Source organism: Nocardia arseniciresistens, assembly GCF_046764875.1.
Classification (GTDB): Bacteria; Actinomycetota; Actinomycetes; order Mycobacteriales; family Mycobacteriaceae; genus Nocardia; species Nocardia arseniciresistens.
Genome location: NZ_JBKORD010000001.1, coordinates 175504 through 194888, shown reverse-complemented (window position 1 = coordinate 194888; position 19385 = coordinate 175504). Strand labels below are relative to the sequence as shown.

Sequence of the window (19385 nt, the reverse complement as noted above, 5' to 3'; positions counted from 1 at the left end):
ATGCTCATCATCGCTGCACCGATGGCCGGCGGCGGATCCACACCGTCCTCGCCGCCGCCCGCGCCAGCGGTCTCGGGTTCCTCGCAGTCCCGCGCGGTTCACAACTCGCGTTGGCGCACCGACCACCAGCCCGCGCCCGCGACGCCGATGGTCCACAACAGCAGGACCACGACCGCCGCGGGGGTAGGGGCGAGGAAGTCGCTGTCAGGGAAGGAACCGACGGCGACGGTGCTGACGGTGGCCGAGCCGGGGAACAGGGTGGCGAAGCCCGCGATGCCGAGGCCCTTGGCGACGAGCCAGCTCAACGGTTCCACGATGACGAGCCAGCCGAGCAGTACGGCGACCGCGCCTGTCGAGGTGCGCAGCAGCAGACCGAGACCGGCGCCGATCAGTGACCAGCACGCTGTGGCGAGCAGGCCGCCGCCGAGCACCGTGAGCAGTCGGATGCCGAAGTCGAACTTGCCGTGTCCGAACCCGATCAGGCAGGCCATCGCGATCAGCTCGACGACGAACGCGCTCGCAAGCGCGAACCCGGCGGTGACAACGAGTTTCGCGGTGACGAGCCGGTCACGGTCGGAGGTGAACAACTGCGTCACCGGCATGGTGGCGTAGCGGTATTCCGCGCCTGCGCCCGCCGCACCGAAGGCGCCCGACACCAGGATCGCCGCCGCGAGGCCGAGATACAGCCCGATCGTCGCCGCCCCGGTCGCGGGATCGCCCTTCGGATCGGCCGGTCCGGCGAGGATGGCGGTGACCGAACTCGCGACGAGCGCGACCGCGGGCACTCCGATGCCGAGGATCCGGTTCGGGCGCAGCGTGGTGACCTTGCGTACCTCGGAGTTGACCGAGGGGACCAGGTCCGCCGGCAGGATGTCGATCATCGTGGAATCCCGTGGGGCGTCGGAAGATGGGCGGCCACTCCGGGATACGGGGTTGGCTGTGGACGGGCCGGTTTGGCGAGCGAGGCCAACACCCGGTCGGGGTGGATCGGATCGGGGGTGATGCTGTCCAGGCGCACGCCCGCGACCCTCGCCGCGTCGTGAATCTGCCCCTCGGAGGCTTCGGCTACGGCCAGCCGCCCGTCGGGGCGGATCACCACGTCGGTGAAGCCCTGCGCGGCCAGCGTTGTCGCAAGCGCGATAGGCGTGGACGAGGCAACCACCAGACGATCGGGATGACTACGGCGCAGGCGGGTCGGGCTGCCCTCGTAGGCCACCGAGCCTGCACTCAGCACAATGAGTTTGTCCACGACCGGAATCACCGCCGCGAGACTCTCGCTGGACAACAGCACCGTGCCGCCGCGGCGGGTGTGCCCGCGCAGAAACTCATGCAGCCATGCGCGTTCCGCGTTGTCCAGGCCCGCGGCCGGCTCGTCGAGGACCAGCAATGGCGGATCGCCGAGCAGCGCGGCCGCCAAGGCCACCCGGGTCTGCTGTCCGGCGGTCAGCGCCTCGGCCTTGGCATCGGCAGTCGGGCCGAGGCCGACGAGCTCGATCACCTCGTCGACTCGCTCGTTCGACACTCCGACCGCCGCCGCGTACACCAGCAGATGGTCGCGCGCCGTTCGCGCGGGATGCATTCCACGAGGATCCAGCATGCCGCCCATCGCTCGTGCGGTGCCGGGTAAGCCGTGCCCGCCGACGGCGACCGAGCCCGCGCTCGGTTCGAGCAGGCCGAGCAGGATCCGCAGGATGGTCGTCTTACCCGCACCCGCTGGCCCGACCAGAGCGGCCGCGGTGCCCGCGGTCACGGTGAAGCTCACGTCCTCCACGGCCGTCACCAGGTTGTACCGCTTGCCGAGGCCGCGGACGGTGAAGGCGGGTCCCCTGCTCGCGCTCATCGCGGTGTGGTCGGTGGTTGCGGCTTCGTCGGGTCGATCGCGGTGAGCGGATCGGCCTCGACGATGAGGTGCCGATCGGCGGGCCACACCACCGGCGCAGGCCCGAATGCCTTGCGCGAGTTATTGATTGTCGTCTTGCCGAGCGCCCGGTTGCCGACCCCGCCGATCACCGCGCCGATACCGGCGGGGACGATCTTGCCCGCCATCAGTGCGGCACGTTTGGTGATGAAGCGAATGATGAATCGCTTGAGCAGCGAGTCGTTCATGCTCGACAGCCCGGGAATGCGATTGGCGAAAGCCGTGCCCCAGTTCTTCGCGGAGTGGCCGACCGTCTTCTCGACGATCTCCATGCCGGTGTCACCGAGTACCACCGCGAGCACCAGCGCCCTGCGCTGCTCCTTGTCCTCGGGGGCAACCCCGTGCACAGCCGCCACCGCGAGGGTGAACACCGCGGAAGCTTCCATGAAGAAGGTCGTCTCCGCACTGACGGCGGCGATGGCCGCGATGGTGCCGACACCCGGCACCGCGGCGGTCGCGCCGACAGCACCGCCGCTTCCCGTCACCGCGAGCAGATACTGCTTCTCCAGCCGCTCGATGACCTGCGCGGGGCTCTCGGTCGGGTGGGAGCGCCGGAGTCGGTCGACATACTTGGCGACGGCGGGCGCTTGCAGACGCGACCCGGAATCGAGCAGCTCGACCACCGTCTTCTCGAACGCGCCTTTGAACACGGCGTCATCCTCCTCTTCCACCTGTATTGCGTGAACTGTATGGCACCGACTGCCGTCAGCTCGTCATGACAACGAAGTACCCGGTCGAATCGGTTCCGATCAGAACCGGCCGCCATGGCGCTCGGTCATGCCGGTTGGTTCAGTGCGGGCACCCGCTCGGCGAGCGCGGGCGGCGGCGGCGGAGTGCCGTCACCGAAGGGCCTGCCGCCCAGTGCTTCCCGGCCGTGCGGAGTCAGCCAGTTGGTCAGATCGGGGCCCTTCGGCACGATCCGAGTCGGGTTGATGTCGGTGTGCACCACGTAGTAATGCGTCTTGATCTGGTCGAAATCGACGGTGTCACCGAATCCCGGCGTCTGATAGAGGTCGCGCACGTACGCCCACAGCACCGGCATCTCGGCCAGCTTGCTCCGGTTGCACTTGAAGTGGCCGTGATACACCGGATCGAAACGGACCAGCGTGGTGAACAGCCGAACATCGGCTTCGGTGATGGTGTCGCCGACCAGGTATCGCTGTCCGGCCAAGCGCTCCGAGAGCCAGTCGAGGCGGGAGAACAGACGGTCGTAGGCCGCGTCATAGGAGTCCTGGGCGCCGGCGAAGCCACAGCGGTACACGCCGTTGTTGACGTCGCGGAAAACCGCGAGATTCACCTCGTCGATCTCGGCCCGCAGCGCTTGCGGGTAGAGCTGCGGAGCGCCCGCGCGGTGGAATTCGGTCCACTCGGTGGAGAAGTCGAGGGTTATCTGCGCGTAGTCGTTGGTCACCACCTGGCCGGTGCGGACATCGACGATCGCGGGCACGGTGATGCCGCGCGGATAGTCGGGGAAGCGCGCCAGATACGCGTCGCGCAGCCGAGGAATACCCAGCACCGGATCGACCCCGCCGGGATCGAGGTCGAAGGTCCAGCTGAACTTGTCGTGCGTCGGCCCGCACAACCCGAGCGAGAGCGCACCCTCGAGCCCGAGCAGCCTGCGCACGATCAGCGTGCGGTTGGCCCACGGGCAGGCCCGCGCCGCGACGAGCCGATAGCGACCCGGCTCGACCGGATAGCCATCACGCCCGTCCGCGGTAATGCGGGTCTGGATGTAGTTGGTGTCCCGCCTGAACTCGCCGGGCTCGACGTATGAACCACTGAGGGATGCCGACTTGGTCACCTCCACAGTCTTCCAGACGGTGCCTTCTAGGCTGACCGGATGACTGATACAAAGGCAACCCGGCTGGAACGCAACACCACCGACGGCGGCGCGGAGGTGGCCACGCTGACCCTGGCCAGTCCGCCGCTGAACCTCTTCGACCAGGCGATGCTCGATGCCTTGATCGAAGATCTCGCCGAGCTGTCCGCCCGCCCACCACGGGCGCTGCTGTTGCGCGCCGAGGGCAAGCTGGTCTCCGGCGGCGTCGACGTGCACGTCTTCGACGGCCTGTCCACCGAGCAGGGCGCCGAGCTGTGGCGCAGCCTGTTCGCCCAGATCATTCATCCGCTCGAGGCGCTGCCGTGCCCGGTGGTGTTCGCCGCGCATGGGCTCACCCTGACCGCTGCCTTCGAGATGGCGCTGGCCTGTGATCTCATCCTGGCCGCGCCGAAGGCGAAGTTCGGCCTTGTCGAGACGGTCGTCGGCCTGACGCCCTCGATGGGTGGTCCGCAGCGTCTCGCCGAGCGCGCCGGATCCGGCCGGGCCCGCGAGTTCGTGATGACCGGTGATCTCTACGACGCCGCGACCATGGCCGATTGGGGCGTGGTGAACGCAGTGCACGACGACGTCGACACCGCGGCGAAGGAACTCGTGCACCGCTTGGCGCAAGGGCCGACGAAGGCGCACGCCGCGACCAAACAGATCATCGGGGCGTGGCGTTCCGGCGGTGTGGCACATGCCGATTCGGTGACTCCTGAAGTGTCCGGCGCCCTGTTCGACACCTCTGACCTGCGCGGCGCGGTGCGCAGCTTCCTCGAGGTCGGGCCGGGCAAGGCCACCTACACAGGCGAGTGAGCCGCATCGAATATCGAAAAGCTCGACCTGTTCGCCGCTTAATGCCGAAAAATTTGTGACTCGAGTCATATAGTTCGCAGAAGCCTGCCAGCTCTAGGCGTGTGCGGAGGACCCATGTCACAGCTCCTGGTCGAATATCCCCTGACCCGACCGCAACCCTGCGACAACCCGTTGGCTCGCGGCGCCGACGGAGTGCTGCGATACGGAAATCTGACGCCCGCGCTCACCGAACTGCTGGATCTGCAGGTGCACGCCTTCGCAGCCCGGGAGGCCGTCGTCGAGATCGGCGGTCCGCGGCTCACCTACCGGGAGCTGTGGCATTCCGCCTCCCGGATCGCGGGCGGTCTACAGGAGCACGGCATCGGATTCGGCGACCGGGTCGCCGTCCACATGCCCGCCGGTGCCAGGTGGGTGCAGGCGTTCCTTGGCGCGCTGCTCAGTGGCGCGGTGCCCGTTCTCGTGCCCGACGGCCTGCCCGCCGAGCTTGCCGAACGGGTGATCGCCGACAGCAATACCGATTTCGTGCTCGGTACCGGCGGCGGTTCGGACGCGCCGCTGCCAGACGGCGCGGCGTTCATCGATGATGGTGCTGGGCTGGGTGATCTGGCGCTGCTGTGCTACACCAGCGGCACTGCCGCGTCGATGGGTGTCGAACTGACCAACGAAAACCTCTTGTCGGCAATACGTTCGGTGGTCGAGGCGCTCGAGCTGCCGACCGACGGCCTGCGCAACCTGCTGCTGCTTCCGCTTGCGCACGCCAGCGGATGTGTGGACCAGCTGCTGCCGACCTTCGCGGTCGGCGGCACGGTGGTGCTCGCGCCGGACACTCGTAGACTCGCCGAAACTCTTGTCGCCGAACGGATCGATATGGTGTCGGCGACACCGCGCGTCTTCACCCGACTACTACCGGGATTGGCGAAGCTGCGCGCCGACGGCCTGCACACCGAGGGCATCGCCCGCATCAGCAATGCCGGGCATCGCGGCGAACGGGCCCTCACCCCTTCGGAACCCGCGATTCTGGCGGCCGCCCTGCGGGAGCTGTTTCCCGCGGCACGGCGGTGGTCGGTGTGGGGCGCGACCGAGACGAGCGGCATCGGTCTTGCCGTCGACGATGACACCCCCGCCGCATCCTGCGCCGATACGGTGCTCGGATTCCCCTTCGGCGGTACCGAATTGGCATTGTGGGGCCCCAAGGCAAGCGCCGGTCACGGTGAATTGCTCTGTCGCGGACCAAATGTCACCCGCCGCTACTGGAACAACCCCAAGTCGACCGCGGACCGTTTCACCGGAAGCTGGTTCCACACCGGCGATCAGGTGACCATCGCGGCCGACGGCCTTGTCCGGCGCGACCTGCCCGAGTAGCGCACGGACGCGACCGCTGGAGTTCACTCCAGCAGACGCTCGCGTAGCGCGGCGCGCAGCTCAACGGTGAAGCCGATCGCGCTCAGGTATGCCTCGAACTCACCGTGCATCGTGCGCACCGATTCCAGCGCGACACCGAGGTACTCCTCGCGGACACCGAGCAGATCATCGGAAAGCTCTTCGCCAACAGCCAGTTTCGTCGACAGCATGGCGCGCAGCGAGGGCACCGCCGCGTTACTGAGCATGAAGTCGGCGAGCACGTCTTCGTTGGTGACCCCGACTGCGCCGAGCAGCGCGGCGATCGCCCAGCCGGTGCGGTCCTTGCCCGCTGCGCAGTGCACGAGCACCGCGCCATCGCTGCGCACGATGGTGTCGGCGATGGCGACGATTGCCTCGTGCGCCTCGGGTAGTGCGGGGAACATCCGATAGACCTCGAGCATGTGCGCGAACGCGGACCCGGTCTGCGCGTCGTGCGGCGGCGCCTCGGCCATCCGTGAATCGAACGGCGTGATGTTCAGCCGCACGCCCTCGGGCAGGTTGTCGTGGCCGATGTGGTCGATCTCGCGCAGGCCGCGCAGGTCGTACACATCGGTAACACGGAGTTCGCGCAGGATGGTGTGGCCGGGCGCGTCCAGGCCGCTGAGTTGGGCCGATCGCAGCAGCACGCCCGGGCGGACCTTCGAGCCGTCGAGGGTGCGAAGGCCACCGACGTCGCGGAAGTTGAAGGTGCCTGCGAGAAAGAAATGGTCGGCGGGGGGCGAGAGAGTCACCGATCCAGGCTATCGCCCCTCGAGCGACGCCATGGTGTCGTTCCCGGATCGGACATCCGACGGCCAGATGACCGATTTGCGAGGTATCTGTGTGGGATAGCTCACACGATGCCGGGTTGCCGGGGGCCGCCCGTACCGTTGGCCACGGTATGTCCGACGCGAGAAGCAGTCGAGAGTGTCGCCCAGGGAGGCGATTCCGGCAGGCGCCTGATGATCGCAGAGCGATTCCGTTTGGGTAACAAAACATTCTTCCGGTCTGGAAATACCCGACTAACCTGTTCTTAAACCCCGAAAAGCCTCTACCATTGATGAATGTTGGACCGGGCAGCCACGGGATTTCCTAATGGAGGATTCTCGGGCGCGGCGGTGTTTCGAGCGACCTGCAAGCGGTCGCAAGCGGCCCGCCATGTTCAGCGAGTCGCGCCGGGCTTGGCGCGCGAGTTCTTTCGCCGAGGGAGTCGTCGTTGAGCGTTCGTGGAGAAATAGCGGAGGGCCGGTTGCGACCGGCCATCTGCGAGGCCGTAGAGAAGGCGGCCGCCTCGCTCGATATTACCGGGGTGCGGGCGTTGCGTGTGCTGCTGCATGCCGGTGTGAGCGCGTATTGGCCGATAGTGAAGACCACCCCGACCCAGCATGTCCGGGCGTACGAAGAAGCCGTGCAGACGCTGCGGCAACGCTGGGACATGCAGACCGAATGCGTCGAAGACTCGGCCGCGTCCGCGGTGTACCGCAGGCTGGACGGCGAGGTCGTGGTCTTCCTCGACCTGTGTGCCGAGAAGTCCGGTGCGCAATGGTTGGAGCCGGTCGAGGCCATCGCCGCCTATGCGGTGTCGGTGCTACAGGGCACGGTGCTGCGCTGGCTCGCCGATTGCAATGACGAAACCACGCTGGTGGTGCTCGACGACCTGGTCAGCAGCTTGGCCACCCGGGCCGCCGAGGTCTGATCGGCCGTGGTCACCGCTGATCGCAGCACTGAAGACTGACACCCCCCGATACTGGACGTGTGACCAGTTTGATGGTTGAGTTGTACCGGTGACCCCGACGTCGCCGATCCTCGCACTGCATACTGCCACCGCCGAGCTGGACCCGCCGCTGGCTGCCCTCGACCTGACCTCGTTGCGTGCAAATGCCGCCGACCTGGTGCGTCGCGCGGGCGGCGTGCCGGTGCGCGTCGCGAGCAAGTCGGTGCGTTGCCGCGCGGTGCTCGAGCAGGTGCTCGGAACCGGCCTTACCGCGGACGGCGGCTTCGCGGGCATCATGTCCTACTCGCTTGCCGAAGCCATCTGGCTGGTTCGTCTCGGCGCCCGTGACGTGCTGCTCGGCTACCCGACCGTCGACCGCGCCGGGCTCGCCGAACTCGCCGCCGAGGACATCTTGCGGCAATCGATCACCCTGATGGTCGACGACCTCGCGCAGCTGGAGTTGATCCGCGCGGCGATCGGCAGCGACCTGGTTCATCCGCGGGTGTGTCTCGATGTGGACGCCTCGCTGCGGATCGGGCCGTTGCACCTCGGCGTGCGCCGCTCGCCGATCCGCACGCCCGATCAGGCGGCCGAGTTGGCCCGCGCGGCAGTAGCACGCGGCTTCGAGGTGGTCGGCGTGATGACTTACGAGGCGCAGATCGCCGGGCTGCCCGACTCGAATATCGCTGTGCGCCTGGTCAAGAAGGCCTCGGCGGCCGAAATAGCCAAGCGCCGCAGGCGGGTTCTCGAGGCGGTCCGTTCCGTGACCGGCAAGCTGGAGATCGTCAACAGCGGCGGTTCCGGGTCGATCGAGGTCAGTGTCGCCGACCCCGATGTCACCGAGGTAACCGCGGGGTCCGGGCTGTATGTCCCGACCCTGTTCGACCACTATCGCTCGTTCACCCCACGTCCCGCGCTGTATTTCGCCACGTCGGTGCTGCGCAAGCCGACGGCGTCCATCGCCACCGTCTTCGCGGGCGGTTACATCGCCTCCGGCCCGACGGGGTCGACCAGGGTGCCGAAACCGGTGTGGCCCAGTGGGTTGCGATTGATCGGAACCGAGGGTGCGGGCGAGGTGCAGACGCCGCTTTCCGGTGCCTCGCGGCTGCGGATCGGTGACCGGGTCTGGTTCCGTCACGCCAAGGCGGGCGAGCTGTGCGAGCGCTTCGACCGCATCCATCTTGTCGACGGCGACGGCTCTAGGACGACGGTGCCGACCTATCGCGGCGAGGGCAACTGCTTCGGCTGAAGCCGGGCTACCTTTACCGCTGAGATCGCAAAACAAGATCGTTTACTCGCGCATTCACAAGTCTTTGAATTGGACATTGAATACCAACCGGTCTGGCTTAAATTGGCAGTAGAAACACCGGCGGTGTTTGTGGAATTCGGTACTTGCCGGAATTCATCCGCGGCCGAATACCTATACTCCGAATAGGTATTCGTGGCATCCGCCCGATGCGAAGGACGCCACCTTCAACTCAGATGCAGGAAGCTCGCCAGATCCGCCAGATCCTCCGGAGTAGCGGGGAGATATTCGGTGAGTAGCGGTGAGCGGATGATGATCGCCTTCCACATGGCCCGGCACAATGCGGCCTGGATCAGACTGCGTGACAGCAGGAACCCCATGCCATAGGGCGCGTCGGCAGGGCTGGATGTGGTCATCGAGAGCAGTACGACCGCGGCCTCCCTGCCTCGGAAACGGTCGGCCGTCCCGACCAGCACATCCTCGATCTTGGCGCGCGCGAGCAGCGTTCGGATCAGACCCACCTGGGCGCTGTAGGGCGCGACGACGAAGATGTCGTGCGGATGCAGCCGCCGGGTTATCGCGCCGGTCGTCCACGGCAGACCCAGCAGCGCGCGTACCCGGCGAACCACCTCGCGCGCTTCGGCCACCGATTCGATGGAGTCGCCGGTGTGGTCGACGAGCACGGTGTCCACGCCGGGCGGCACACCGTCCAGCAGGCGTGCGAGCGTGACGGTTTCGTTGGAGCGCAGTCTGCTGTCGTAGTACAGCCGGGAAATGGGCTCGCAGACCTTGGGATGCATCCGCCAGGTCCGGTCCAGGAAGTAGCCGCGTTCGACGGGCAGGGTGTTGCGCCCCTCGGCGAGCCAGCCGAGCACCGACTCACCGATCGGCTCGGGGTGAGCGCTGCGCGTTTTCGGCGGCGCCGGGTCGCCGAGCAGCAGGAGGTTTCGCGCGCTGACCGCGACCGCGACCGTGTCGGCCAGCGGAAACCCGCCGGCGTCCGCGATCACGAGCAGGTCGAGGCGCTCATGTGACACCAGCCCGTCGTCGGCGAAATCCGATGGGCTGCCGCCGAGTACGCACCCGTTGACGGCGTTGTCCAGGAATCGTGCGTACCTGCCGCCGTCGATCACAGCCCACTCCGGGGCCACCGACTGCACGTCCTTCTTCGCGACCAGTTCGGGAAGCACCCCGATCTCGACGATCAGGTCCAGCATGTTCTCGACGGTCGAATGCGATTGCGCGACAATGCCGATCCGCCACTTGTGCCTGGTGACGAGGCGCTCGATGGCGCGGGCGACGGTGGAGATCTTGCCGGTACCCGAAGGGCCCTGTACAGCGAGATAGGAGTTATCCAGATCGCGCGTCGCGGCGGTGATCGCCGCGGCATGGTCGCCGTGTACGTCGGGCAGGCCGCCGGCGCCGTGTAGGCGTGGCGGGCGACGGGCCAAGATGTCGAATATCGCGCCCGATGGCACCTCGGGCAGTGCCATCAGTAGCTCTTGGGCGACGAATTCGATGGCGTTCTCCGCGGTTTCGTCCCATGCGGGCAGACCGGGCGCGATGGCCGTCGGTAGGTCGTCGTAGGGCTCGCAACCCTCCGAAAGCAGCTCCTCCAGGCGCACGGTGTCGTCGAAGTCCGCGTCCACCGAGCAGCCGAGGACCGTGGCGATCGCGGTCGCCCGCCGTCCGACCGCGGCGACCATGCCCGCGGCGACCGGACGATCGTAGAAGGTGTAGACGGTGGTTCCCGGCGCCAGCACTGTGTGTGCCGCCACCGCACCCGCGGTATGCGGTCCTGGACCGCCTGATGCGCCCGCCGCGCCGTTGCCCGCCGCGCTCGATCCTGTTCCCGCACCCCAGCCGATGCCGATTCGCCCGGTCAGCGTGAGGTATCGGCGCATGGTCGCCCGGTGCGGGCTGCGATGCCATTTGGTATCCACCGTGCCCCAGTCGGCGACGAGAACGCCTGGGGCGTCGGCCCATTCGTCGACCGGGTGGCTGAGCCGGTCGGCGTGCGCCCACCACAGCGGTTGGCGCTCACGCCGGTGATAGCCGAGCGCCGCGGCCATCATCGCGGCAGGATGATGTGCTGCGCCGTGTATCGCGGCGAATTCCGCCAGTGCGGCCTCGATCGAGGACGGCCGCGACGGTGGCGCCAGATCCGCCTCGTCGGGTTCGGTCACCAGGCACCAGGAACTCGCGCGCTCGAGCGGCACCGTCCGCGGGTCGATCCGCTGTTCGGCGGCTCGGTTCACCAGCCAGTCCCGCAGCCGCAGCACGGTCAGGCAATCGCGTTCGGTGATCGAGGAGTGCGCCTCGCCCGGTAGCAGTCGTCGTAGTCTGCTCAGCCGGTAGGACCGTTCGCCGATGAGTAGCGCGTTGCGCACGATCGGATACAGATCGACAAGCACGCCGGCGCGCAGCAGACCATCGACGATCTCTTCGCCGCTGCCGTGCGCACCGGTCCAGCGCAGCAGCGCGGACCGGACCCGGGAGCAGTAGTGGTAGATATGCATGTCCGGGTACATCCGACGCCGCTGCTCCAGATAGCCGAGCACCTCGTCCAACGCGCGGCGCTGTCCGGCGATATCGTCGGCGGATTCCATCCGGAAGGCCAGATGCACGGTGCCCGGCGCAGCGACCTCGACGCCGATCGGCCGCCCGATCGGGTCCTCATCGATGGTGAGCGAAAGGTCTCCCGGTGCGGGCGGCGGCAGTGCGCCGAGCGCGATGATGTCGACGAGGTGATGGGTCGGCTGCCCGGAATCCTCGCGGCGCAGCTGGATTTCGGCCTGTTTGCGCAGCCCGCCGAAGGTTCGCGGCCGCACACCGTGCACGGTGGCCTCGGTGACGGCCAGCCGATCGATGGTGCTCACGCCGCCCTCGCGCAGCCGCGCCCGCACGGTGCGCGGCATTCCGGCGACCAGGAGCAGGTCACGCGCGGCCGCGAGCGCGGTGGTGCAGGTCGGGCAGTGCCCGCAGGCCAGATAGCGGGGATCGCCCCACTGCACCGGTAGCAGTTCGCTCAGCTTGTCGTCCAAAATGCGTTCGACCCGGCGGCGGCGCGCGAGATACACCGGCATCAGGTCGGAGAGCGTGTGGGTGGTGCTGTTTTCACCCTCGTATAGCCGGACAAGGGGTGCCGCCAGTGCGCCGCTGCCGTCCAAAGCCTCGGCGCACGCGGCTAGTTCGAGCGCCGCGCCCACCTGATCGGGCGGACCCGCCGCGGTGCCGTGCACGGTGTAGCGAACCCGGTGCCCCGCCCGCACCAGAAAGTCGCAGGAGCAGACGAAGCTCCCGTCGAAAAAGGTCGCGCCATGGATAACGTGCACCCCGGCTCGCAGCGCGGCAACCGTCTCGGCATGCGCTTCCCGCAAGGCGGCAACCCGTACGCGCGAACCACATTCGACTTCGACCATGGTGCTGCCGAATCGGTCACGGAAATCCGCGAGCCTGCGTTCCCGAGAATCGTCGAACCCGCCGCGCCGCGGCGCAACGGGTTCTGCTGCGGTGTCCGCGACTGGCGGGAGATTGCCCAGTTCGGTATCGAGGGCACGCAACAGCGCAAACTCACAATGCGCCGCGCGCACGAGATCGACGGCGGTGCAAACGACACGATCACCGAACACGAACAAACGCGGCCCTCCTGTGTCTTTGCGGGACACCGCCCCCGTGTTCGCGGGACACCCGCTGCCGACTAGCGCTGCAATACACGCCGGACGGCAACACTGTAGCTAGCGCGCCTGACCTCGATGAACCCTCCCCGGTTCAGGAGCGTGGCTGACGCCTTTCCGGGCGCTTGGCGCCCGCGCCTTCGCGGCGCGGCGCACGGTTGAACGGGCGCGCTCCCGGCGGACCGTAATCGGGCGTCAGCTGGATCAGCTGACCACTGATCCTGGTGCGCCGCAATGCTTCCAGCGTTTCCGCAGGTAGGTTCGCCGGCAGTTCGACGAGGCTGTGATCCGGGCGGATACTGATGTGCCCGAAGTCGCTGCGCCGTAGTCCGCCCTCGTTGGCGATCGCGCCGACGATCGCGCCGGGCACCACGCGGTGCCGCTTGCCGACACTGATCCGGTAGGTCACCAATTCTTCGCCGGTCGCCCGCGAATGCGAAGGTCCGCGCGGTCCGTCTTCGTCCTCGAAGCGACGCGGTGCGCGCTCGCGCGGTTCACGGCGCGGCCGTTCCGGCTCCGGCAGGTCGGGCTGCATCAGGAAGTTGTCGCCGTCGCGGGAGAGCACGGCGAGCGCGGCCGCGATATCGACGAGCGGAATATCGTGCTCGCGTTCGTAATCCTCGATGAGCTTGCGGAACAGCGAGAGATTCGACGAGGCCAGGCTCTCGGTGATGTTGTCACCGAACTTGGCGACGCGCTGTGCGTTCACATCGTCCACGCTGGGTAGCTGCATTTCGGTCAGCGGATGCCTGGTGGCCCGCTCGATCGACTTCAACAGGTGGCGTTCGCGCGGCGCGACGAAAAGCAGTGCCTCACCGCTACGCCCCGCACGCCCGGTGCGGCCGATGCGGTGCACATAGGACTCGGTGTCGTGCGGAATGTCGTAGTTGACCACGTGCGAGATGCGGTCGACGTCCAGACCACGCGCGGCGACGTCGGTGGCGACCAGAATGTCCAGCGCACCGGACTTGAGCTGACCGATGGTGCGCTCACGCTGGTTCTGCGCGATATCGCCGTTGATGGCGGCGGCGGAAAAACCACGGGCGCGCAGTTTCTCGGCCAGCTCCTCGGTCGCCTGCTTGGTGCGCACGAAGATGATCATCGCCTCGAACGTCTCGACCTCGAGCACCCTGGTCAGCGCGTCGAGCTTGCGCTGGTGGGAAACCTGCACCCAGCGCTGGGTGATGTTGGTCGCTGTCGAGGTCTTCGACTTGACCGTGATCTCGACCGGCTCGTTGAGGTACTGCTTGGAGATCTTGCGGATGGCCGCGGGCATGGTCGCGGAGAACAGCGCGACCTGCTTGGTGGCCGGGGTGTCCTTGAGGATGCGCTCGACGTCCTCCTGGAAGCCCATCTTCAGCATCTCGTCGGCCTCGTCCAGCACCAGGTACTTCAGCTGCGACAGGTCGAGGGTGCCCTTCTCCAGGTGATCGATCACCCGGCCGGGGGTACCGACGACCACATGCGCGCCCCTGCGCAGGCCCGACAGCTGAACGCCATAGGCCTGGCCGCCGTAGATCGGCAGCACGTGTAACCCGGGAATGTGGGTGGCATAGCGGCCGAACGCCTCGGCGACCTGGATCGCGAGCTCGCGGGTCGGTGCCAGCACCAGGGCCTGCGGGAGTTTGCCGGAGGTTTCGAGACCCATCAAGATCGGGATCGCGAACGCCGCGGTCTTACCCGTGCCGGTCTGGGCGAGGCCGACCACATCGGCGCCGGCAAGTAGTGGCGGAATCGTCGCAGCCTGGATCGGCGACGGCGACTCATAGCCCACATCGGCGATGGCCGCGAGGACGCGCTCATCGATACCGAGATCGGCGAAGGTCGGGCCGTCGTTGTCCCTGTCGTTGTCGCCAGGAACGCTGTCGACCTGATTGGTACTCATTGACCAGGAGTTTACCGCCTCGCGGTGGCCATCCCGGCCACCGGCCCAATACCGTGAGATGTATGCAACCCGATAGTGCGTCCGTGCATGAGAACCACGCAGCGTCCGCGCTGGATATCGCGGTAGTTCAGTTTGCACCGGGAACCGACCCTTCGGCCAACCTCGCGGCGGTGCGCGAGCACACGAGAGCGGCCCATGAGCGCGGCGCGAAAGTGGTCATCGCACCCGAATACTCGATGTTTGCCGTGTCCAGGCTCGATGAGCGTGTTGTGGCCGTCGCCGAACCGTTGACCGGGCCGTTCGTCGCCGGTCTCGGTGCGATCGCGCGCGAATTCGGGGTGCATATCGTCGCGGGAATGGTCGAGCAGGTTGCCAACGGCGCGGACCGGATTCGCAACACTCTCGTCGCACTCGATCCCGACGGCGCACTGATCGCGCGGTACCGGAAGGTGCACCTCTACGACGCGTTCGGACAGCTCGAATCCGATGTGGTCGAGCCGGGTGAAATCGAGACGCCCGCCACATTCTCGATCGGCGATGTGACCTTCGGCATGCAAACCTGTTTCGATCTCCGCTTCCCGGAGGGCTCCCGACGCGTCGCGGCCGCGGGCGCACAGGTCCTTGTGCTGCCCGCGCAGTGGATTCCGGGTCCGGCGAAGGTGGATCAGTGGACGACGTTGCTGCGCGCGCGGGCGATCGAGAACACCGTGTATGTCGCCGCCGCCGATCAGTGCGCGCCGCGCGGCGCCGGTGCCTCGATGATCATCGATCCGACCGGCAGCGTGCTCGCCGAACTCGGCGACGAGCCGGGCGTGCTGACCGCCGGAATCGACCTCGAATATCTGGCCGAGGTGCGCATAACCAACCCGAGCCTGGCATTGCGCCGATTCACTATTACCGAGCGGGTACCGGAGTAGCGTTCTTTTGGATGATCTACACCGATCGGGCGTCGGCCGGTCGCGCGCTGGGTGCTGAGTTGGCGCACCTGCGTGCGTCGCAACCGCTGGTGCTCGGGCTGCCTCGCGGCGGCGTCCCGGTGGCCGTCGCGGTGCACGAGATGATCGGCGGCGATCTCGATATTCTGCTCGTCCGCAAGCTCGGTGTGCCGTGGCAGCCGGAGTTGGCGATGGGCGCCATCGGCGCGGGCGGTGTGCGCGTACTCAATCGGGATGTCTTGGAGCACACCGGGATCACGCCGCAACAGTTCGCGGAGATCGAGGACGCCGAGCGTGTCGAACTGGAACGCCGCCGCAAGGTGCTGCGTGGCGATGCCCAGCCGATCGCGATGGGCGGACGGGTGGTCGTGATCGTGGACGACGGCATGGCGACCGGAGCCACCGTCGTAGTCGCCTGCCGCATCGTCGCGCAGCAACGGCCGGCCCGGGTCGTGGTCGCGGTGCCGGTGTCCTCGGCCGAGGCGCTGCGTCGCGTAGAGGCGGAGGCCGACGAAGTGATCTGTCCGCTAGTCCCGCACACGCTCGGCGGGGTCGGCGCCGCCTACAAGGATTTCCACCAACTCGAAGACGAGGAAGTCACCGCGCTGCTGCCGTGAGGGGGCAGTTCGGTTCGACCCAGCGCCTCAGTTCGACCCAGCGCCCATAACCGACCTCACCAGCGCTCGGCGTAGGCGATGCGGCGTTCGGCCGCGGTGACCATAGGGCTCAGCTGGGCGGTAAATAATTCCGCGGTCACCGGCACGATGTCGACGTCGGCCCCGGTGCGTACCGCGTACCGGCCGTCGCCGATCAGATCGATCCAGCACAGCACTCCGAACGGGCGCAGTTCGTTGTCCGCGCGGCGCAACGAGACCACGATCTGTCCGATGCCATCGCGGGGCTGGTTCAGCAGCCGACGGATTCGCGATGGCGTCGACGGACCGGCGACCGGCACGGTCACCAGGTCGCGGCTGTCCTCTTTGACCTTGGTCTGTGGCGCGGTCATTCTGGTCGCGGCGCCGGGAGCGTTCACGGGCAGCATCGAAATCACCCTGGCGGAAAGGTTTTTCGCCGCACCCACGAACAGCCGGATGTCACCACCGCGATCGGGCGTCTCGGCGGCGCGCTGCGCGGCGACCACCGCGATTTCCCCTGAGGACACGCCGAGTATGCGGACCGGTCTCGAGGCTTCGGAACTGGAGTCGTCGCGCTGCCCGAATACTTCGACGCGCACCGCGGGCCGTGCCAGCAAACGCAGCGCCGCCTCCAGGTCGGCGTCGAGCGCTCCGTCGCACCACCGCTCCAGCGCGGGCAGTTGCGCAGCCCGCTCGGTGGTGTCGCGCGCGGATAGTCGGACAGCGAGGGGATAGGGGATCCGATCGCCGTCGGTACGCGCCCATGCCAGTGCGAACTGGTCGGGCGTCAGTGTCCAACTCACTCGTACTCGGCCCACTCGCCGAGTACGGGTGGAGTCGTCGGATCCATGGCGCCGATCAATTCGCCTTTCTCGTCGGGTGGTTCGAGAAAGGTGAGCTCGTCGTCGACGAAGTGCAGATCGTCATCGTCGTCATAGTCGGCCTGCGGGGCCCGAGCAGGCGAGCTCGACGACTGCCGAGGCGTCTCGGCGGCGGCGAGCGCGCCGCCCATCATGCCGCCCATCGCACCGGCACCCATCCCGTTGACCGCGTCGGAGTTGGAGTCCTTGCGGCGCTCTTCGCGCTTGCGTTCGTCGTCGGCGGCGTTGGCGCTGCCGCCCGAGCCGGGCACCGTGGGTGTGACCGTGGTCGCGGCGGCGGCAACCGGTGTGCCGGAAGCTGTTCGTGGACCGCGGCCCTGGGTGATCGTCGCCGGTCCAGGTACCGGGCTTTCCGTCGCGGCGGAGACAACCCGCGGCGCGGCGGGCGCGGTATCGGCGGTGGGAATGCCGGTATTGCCGAGCGAAGCGGCGGCCGGGGTCACCGATGCGGGTGTCGTGTCGGTAGCCGCCGCGGGAGCGGTCTCCTCGGCTGTTGTCTGCTCCGGTGCGGTGGGCAGGGGAGTGGTCGCTGAGATCTGCTGTGCGGCAGGCATTCCCGTATTGCCGTCGAGGGTGGCCGTCGTCGCCGTTTGCGGTGGGGTCTGGGTGGTGCCCGCTGCCGTGGGCGCGGCGTCCGTCGCGTCATCCGGGAAGGCCGGTATGCCGGACCCGCTGGAGATGAACGCATCCGAGTAGATGCTCTCCATCGCCCGCACGATGTCCTGGCGAGAGTGCTCGATGGCCTTCTGCCCGGCGATATTGCTGGTGGCCTGGCCGGGATCGAGTAGGGCGGCATCCAGATCCGTTGTGGCACTGGGTGGTTCGACGACCGCAGCGCGCAATGCCTCGGCGGCGTCGCCCGCCTGGCCGAGTCGCTGCGCCACCGTCGACATCACATCCGCGAGTTGCTGTCCGGACTGCTCGAACTGCTGCACGGCGTCGGCGGCCTGCTGCGCGGCACCGCCGCGCCAACCGTCGGCGATGGTGGAACGAATCTCGTTGTGTGCCTGCTCGACCGCCTCGGCCAGCCCGGTCGCTGAGCCGTCCCAGGCCTGCTTGCCCGCGGTGAGCATGGCGGGATTCAGTAACTGCACCCCGGTGTGGATGTCCTGATGGGAGAGGTTGTCGAAGATCTCGACCGATGGCGCGTAGTCGGGATCGGTGCGATGGGCACCGCGCTCGGCGATGCGTGGCAGCTTACGCATGCGCGGCCCCCGCCACGTCGGCCTGATCGACCGCTACCGCGAGGTCGTCGTCGGCTTGGGTGTACGCCGCGGCGGCGGCGCGAAAGGTGCGCGCGAGTTCCCTTGCGGCGTCGGCATATTGCTGCATCCTGGTCACCGCGCCGTTGGCTTTGTCCTCGAAGCCGCGGCGCAGCGCGTCACCGGAGCCGAATCCGCCGAACCCGGGCAGCAAGGTCGCGGCGCCGAGTACCTGGATCTGCGCCTCGACCTCGTCGGCGAGCTGTTCATAGCGGCGGGCGCATCGTTCGGGTGCGCCCTCGGCGACCAAAAGGCCGTCGATCCACAGTTCACCCTCACTGATCGCGGTATCGAGTGCTGTCGCGTTCGGCTGCATCTCGCGTCCCCCTTCCTCATCGTGCTGCGTTCAGTTCAACGGTGTTGCGCCGACCCCACGACAACACCCTGCATCCACTCCGCGATATCGGCGGCGACCCGCGCATGCACCGGCTCGTGCAGCAGATCGTGCCCGGCGTCGGCGTACTCGCGTAAATCTACCGATTCGTGGCGACGAGTCCAGACCCTCATCGCATCGATCGGGGCGCGACGGTCCTCGACACCGTGTACCGCCAGCACCGGAAGCGAGCGCGGCAATGGCGATCCGGGTGCGCCGGGCGCACCGCCGCCGAGTGCGCGTTTCGGTACCCCGGACAACACCAACCCGGCAAGCGTCTCCGGCGATAGGCTCGGGGTCCTCGGGTAGTCGGCCTCCACCGTGTTCAGATCGTCGGTCGCCGATGCCCTGTTCGGCACCGCGGCGCCGAGCGCGCCGAGCGCGGTGACCGCACCGAGTGAGTGGCCCATCAGGATCGTCGGTGTATCGGGCAACTCCGCCCGGACCAGCTCGACCATCATGGTCGCGTCAGCGACCAGTTCGGCGAGGGTTCCAGGATTGTTCGGATCTCCTTCGCTCAAGCCGTACCCCGAGGTGTCCAGCGCCCACATCTCGATCCCGGCCGCTCGTGGGGTACGTGCGAATCGGTGATAGTGGCCGCTGTGTTGCCCGATTCCGGGGAGGAGTACGACCACGCACGCCCTGCTGTCGTCGTTTCCGACCGGCCATCGCCGATAGTGCATGCGTCCGCGCGCGCCGCCAAAGAAGGGCATCCACAGATAGTGCCAAATCTTGTGCGCATCAGTCGACTTCATCGCCGGATCGGTGGGTTGGCTAGACTGCCCGACGATCACCGTTCCTTCGAGAACCGAGGTGGCAGTTGCGTAGAATTCATCGTTGCTGG

General features: G+C 67.5%; 17 protein-coding genes. 6 read left to right on the top strand and 11 right to left on the bottom strand.

The features are described 5' to 3' along the window. Positions 1–98: 98 nt before the first annotated feature. The 4 genes from ACLMAJ_RS00890 to ACLMAJ_RS00875 all read right to left on the bottom strand — a co-directional run bounded on the left by ACLMAJ_RS00890 (position 99) and on the right by ACLMAJ_RS00875 (position 3719). Positions 99–881 (bottom strand): ABC transporter permease, encoded by a 783-nt coding sequence (locus tag ACLMAJ_RS00890; RefSeq protein WP_412011497.1) that lies wholly within the window; start codon positions 879–881, stop codon positions 99–101. Beyond that, entirely contained in the window at positions 878–1840 is a 963-nt protein-coding gene (locus ACLMAJ_RS00885; RefSeq protein WP_412011496.1) for an ABC transporter ATP-binding protein, read from the bottom strand. Before ACLMAJ_RS00885 ends, ACLMAJ_RS00890 begins: the two co-directional genes overlap by 4 nt. Then, complete coding sequence (locus ACLMAJ_RS00880; protein ID WP_412011998.1) at positions 1837–2568, bottom strand: hypothetical protein; 732 nt, start codon at positions 2566–2568, stop codon at positions 1837–1839. Before ACLMAJ_RS00880 ends, ACLMAJ_RS00885 begins: the two co-directional genes overlap by 4 nt. A 125-nt stretch (positions 2569–2693) precedes the next feature. Next, positions 2694–3719 carry a glutathione S-transferase family protein gene (locus ACLMAJ_RS00875; RefSeq protein ID WP_412011495.1) on the bottom strand — a complete coding sequence of 342 codons (1026 nt, stop codon included), beginning with the start codon at positions 3717–3719 and terminating at the stop codon, positions 2694–2696. Positions 3720–3758: 39 nt separating this feature from the next. On the opposite strand from ACLMAJ_RS00875, the gene ACLMAJ_RS00870 reads away from it, so the two are divergent. Continuing rightward, positions 3759–4553: an enoyl-CoA hydratase/isomerase family protein gene (locus ACLMAJ_RS00870; protein ID WP_412011494.1), complete on the top strand. Its 795-nt coding sequence runs from the start codon at positions 3759–3761 to the stop codon at positions 4551–4553. A 114-nt stretch (positions 4554–4667) separates the two neighbouring features. After that, a complete protein-coding gene (locus ACLMAJ_RS00865) occupies positions 4668–5915 on the top strand; it encodes a class I adenylate-forming enzyme family protein (RefSeq protein WP_412011493.1) in 1248 nt (415 codons plus the stop codon). Positions 5916–5938: 23 nt separating this feature from the next. Here ACLMAJ_RS00865 and ACLMAJ_RS00860 read toward each other — a convergent pair whose 3' ends face one another. After that, positions 5939–6685 (bottom strand): tyrosine-protein phosphatase, encoded by a 747-nt coding sequence (locus ACLMAJ_RS00860; RefSeq protein ID WP_412011492.1) that lies wholly within the window; start codon positions 6683–6685, stop codon positions 5939–5941. Between the two features lie 464 nt (positions 6686–7149). Between ACLMAJ_RS00860 and ACLMAJ_RS00855 the strand changes: the two genes are divergently transcribed. Both ACLMAJ_RS00855 and ACLMAJ_RS00850 read left to right on the top strand, forming a co-directional pair. Next, entirely contained in the window at positions 7150–7629 is a 480-nt protein-coding gene (locus tag ACLMAJ_RS00855) for a TetR family transcriptional regulator (protein WP_412011491.1), read from the top strand. Between the two features lie 88 nt (positions 7630–7717). Further along, positions 7718–8896 carry an amino acid deaminase/aldolase gene (locus ACLMAJ_RS00850; protein WP_412011490.1) on the top strand — a complete coding sequence of 393 codons (1179 nt, stop codon included), beginning with the start codon at positions 7718–7720 and terminating at the stop codon, positions 8894–8896. A gap of 224 nt (positions 8897–9120) precedes the next feature. Here ACLMAJ_RS00850 and ACLMAJ_RS00845 read toward each other — a convergent pair whose 3' ends face one another. Continuing rightward, entirely contained in the window at positions 9121–12525 is a 3405-nt protein-coding gene (locus ACLMAJ_RS00845; protein WP_412011489.1) for an AAA domain-containing protein, read from the bottom strand. 139 nt (positions 12526–12664) lie between these two features. After that, positions 12665–14455, bottom strand: a complete 1791-nt coding sequence (locus tag ACLMAJ_RS00840) for a DEAD/DEAH box helicase (RefSeq protein WP_412011488.1) — start codon at positions 14453–14455, stop codon at positions 12665–12667. Positions 14456–14517: 62 nt separating this feature from the next. On the opposite strand from ACLMAJ_RS00840, the gene ACLMAJ_RS00835 reads away from it, so the two are divergent. Next, positions 14518–15372: a carbon-nitrogen hydrolase family protein gene (locus ACLMAJ_RS00835; protein ID WP_412011487.1), complete on the top strand. Its 855-nt coding sequence runs from the start codon at positions 14518–14520 to the stop codon at positions 15370–15372. Positions 15373–15383: 11 nt separating this feature from the next. Then, complete coding sequence (locus ACLMAJ_RS00830; protein WP_412011486.1) at positions 15384–16007, top strand: phosphoribosyltransferase; 624 nt, start codon at positions 15384–15386, stop codon at positions 16005–16007. Between the two features lie 56 nt (positions 16008–16063). On the opposite strand, the gene ACLMAJ_RS00825 is transcribed toward ACLMAJ_RS00830, so the two are convergent. Genes ACLMAJ_RS00825 through ACLMAJ_RS00810 form a run of 4 tightly spaced genes read right to left on the bottom strand, consistent with a single transcriptional unit; the run spans position 16064 to position 19254 of the window. Beyond that, a complete protein-coding gene (locus ACLMAJ_RS00825) occupies positions 16064–16828 on the bottom strand; it encodes an ESX secretion-associated protein EspG (protein ID WP_412011485.1) in 765 nt (254 codons plus the stop codon). Further along, positions 16825–18111, bottom strand: coding sequence for a PPE domain-containing protein (locus ACLMAJ_RS00820; protein WP_412011484.1), 1287 nt, complete (start codon positions 18109–18111; stop codon positions 16825–16827). The genes ACLMAJ_RS00825 and ACLMAJ_RS00820 overlap by 4 nt, the downstream gene beginning before the upstream one ends. Then, complete coding sequence (locus ACLMAJ_RS00815) at positions 18104–18484, bottom strand: hypothetical protein (protein ID WP_412011483.1); 381 nt, start codon at positions 18482–18484, stop codon at positions 18104–18106. The genes ACLMAJ_RS00820 and ACLMAJ_RS00815 overlap by 8 nt, the downstream gene beginning before the upstream one ends. A 35-nt stretch (positions 18485–18519) precedes the next feature. Next, entirely contained in the window at positions 18520–19254 is a 735-nt protein-coding gene (locus tag ACLMAJ_RS00810) for an alpha/beta hydrolase (protein ID WP_412011482.1), read from the bottom strand. Positions 19255–19385 lie beyond the last annotated feature (131 nt).

What these genes read in the sequence shown, in the direction of transcription:
- ACLMAJ_RS00890 (WP_412011497.1), bottom strand. Translation starts at nt 881, where the DNA reads ATGATCGACATCCTGCCGGCGGACCTGGTCCCCTCGGTCAACTCCGAG.
- ACLMAJ_RS00885 (WP_412011496.1), bottom strand. Translation starts at nt 1,840, where the DNA reads ATGAGCGCGAGCAGGGGACCCGCCTTCACCGTCCGCGGCCTCGGCAAG.
- ACLMAJ_RS00870 (WP_412011494.1), top strand. Translation starts at nt 3,759, where the DNA reads ATGACTGATACAAAGGCAACCCGGCTGGAACGCAACACCACCGACGGC.
- ACLMAJ_RS00865 (WP_412011493.1), top strand. Translation starts at nt 4,668, where the DNA reads ATGTCACAGCTCCTGGTCGAATATCCCCTGACCCGACCGCAACCCTGC.
- ACLMAJ_RS00840 (WP_412011488.1), bottom strand. Translation starts at nt 14,455, where the DNA reads ATGAGTACCAATCAGGTCGACAGCGTTCCTGGCGACAACGACAGGGAC.
- ACLMAJ_RS00835 (WP_412011487.1), top strand. Translation starts at nt 14,518, where the DNA reads ATGCAACCCGATAGTGCGTCCGTGCATGAGAACCACGCAGCGTCCGCG.
- ACLMAJ_RS00830 (WP_412011486.1), top strand. Translation starts at nt 15,384, where the DNA reads ATGATCTACACCGATCGGGCGTCGGCCGGTCGCGCGCTGGGTGCTGAG.
- ACLMAJ_RS00820 (WP_412011484.1), bottom strand. Translation starts at nt 18,111, where the DNA reads ATGCGTAAGCTGCCACGCATCGCCGAGCGCGGTGCCCATCGCACCGAT.
- ACLMAJ_RS00815 (WP_412011483.1), bottom strand. Translation starts at nt 18,484, where the DNA reads ATGCAGCCGAACGCGACAGCACTCGATACCGCGATCAGTGAGGGTGAA.
- ACLMAJ_RS00810 (WP_412011482.1), bottom strand. Translation starts at nt 19,254, where the DNA reads ATGCCCTTCTTTGGCGGCGCGCGCGGACGCATGCACTATCGGCGATGG.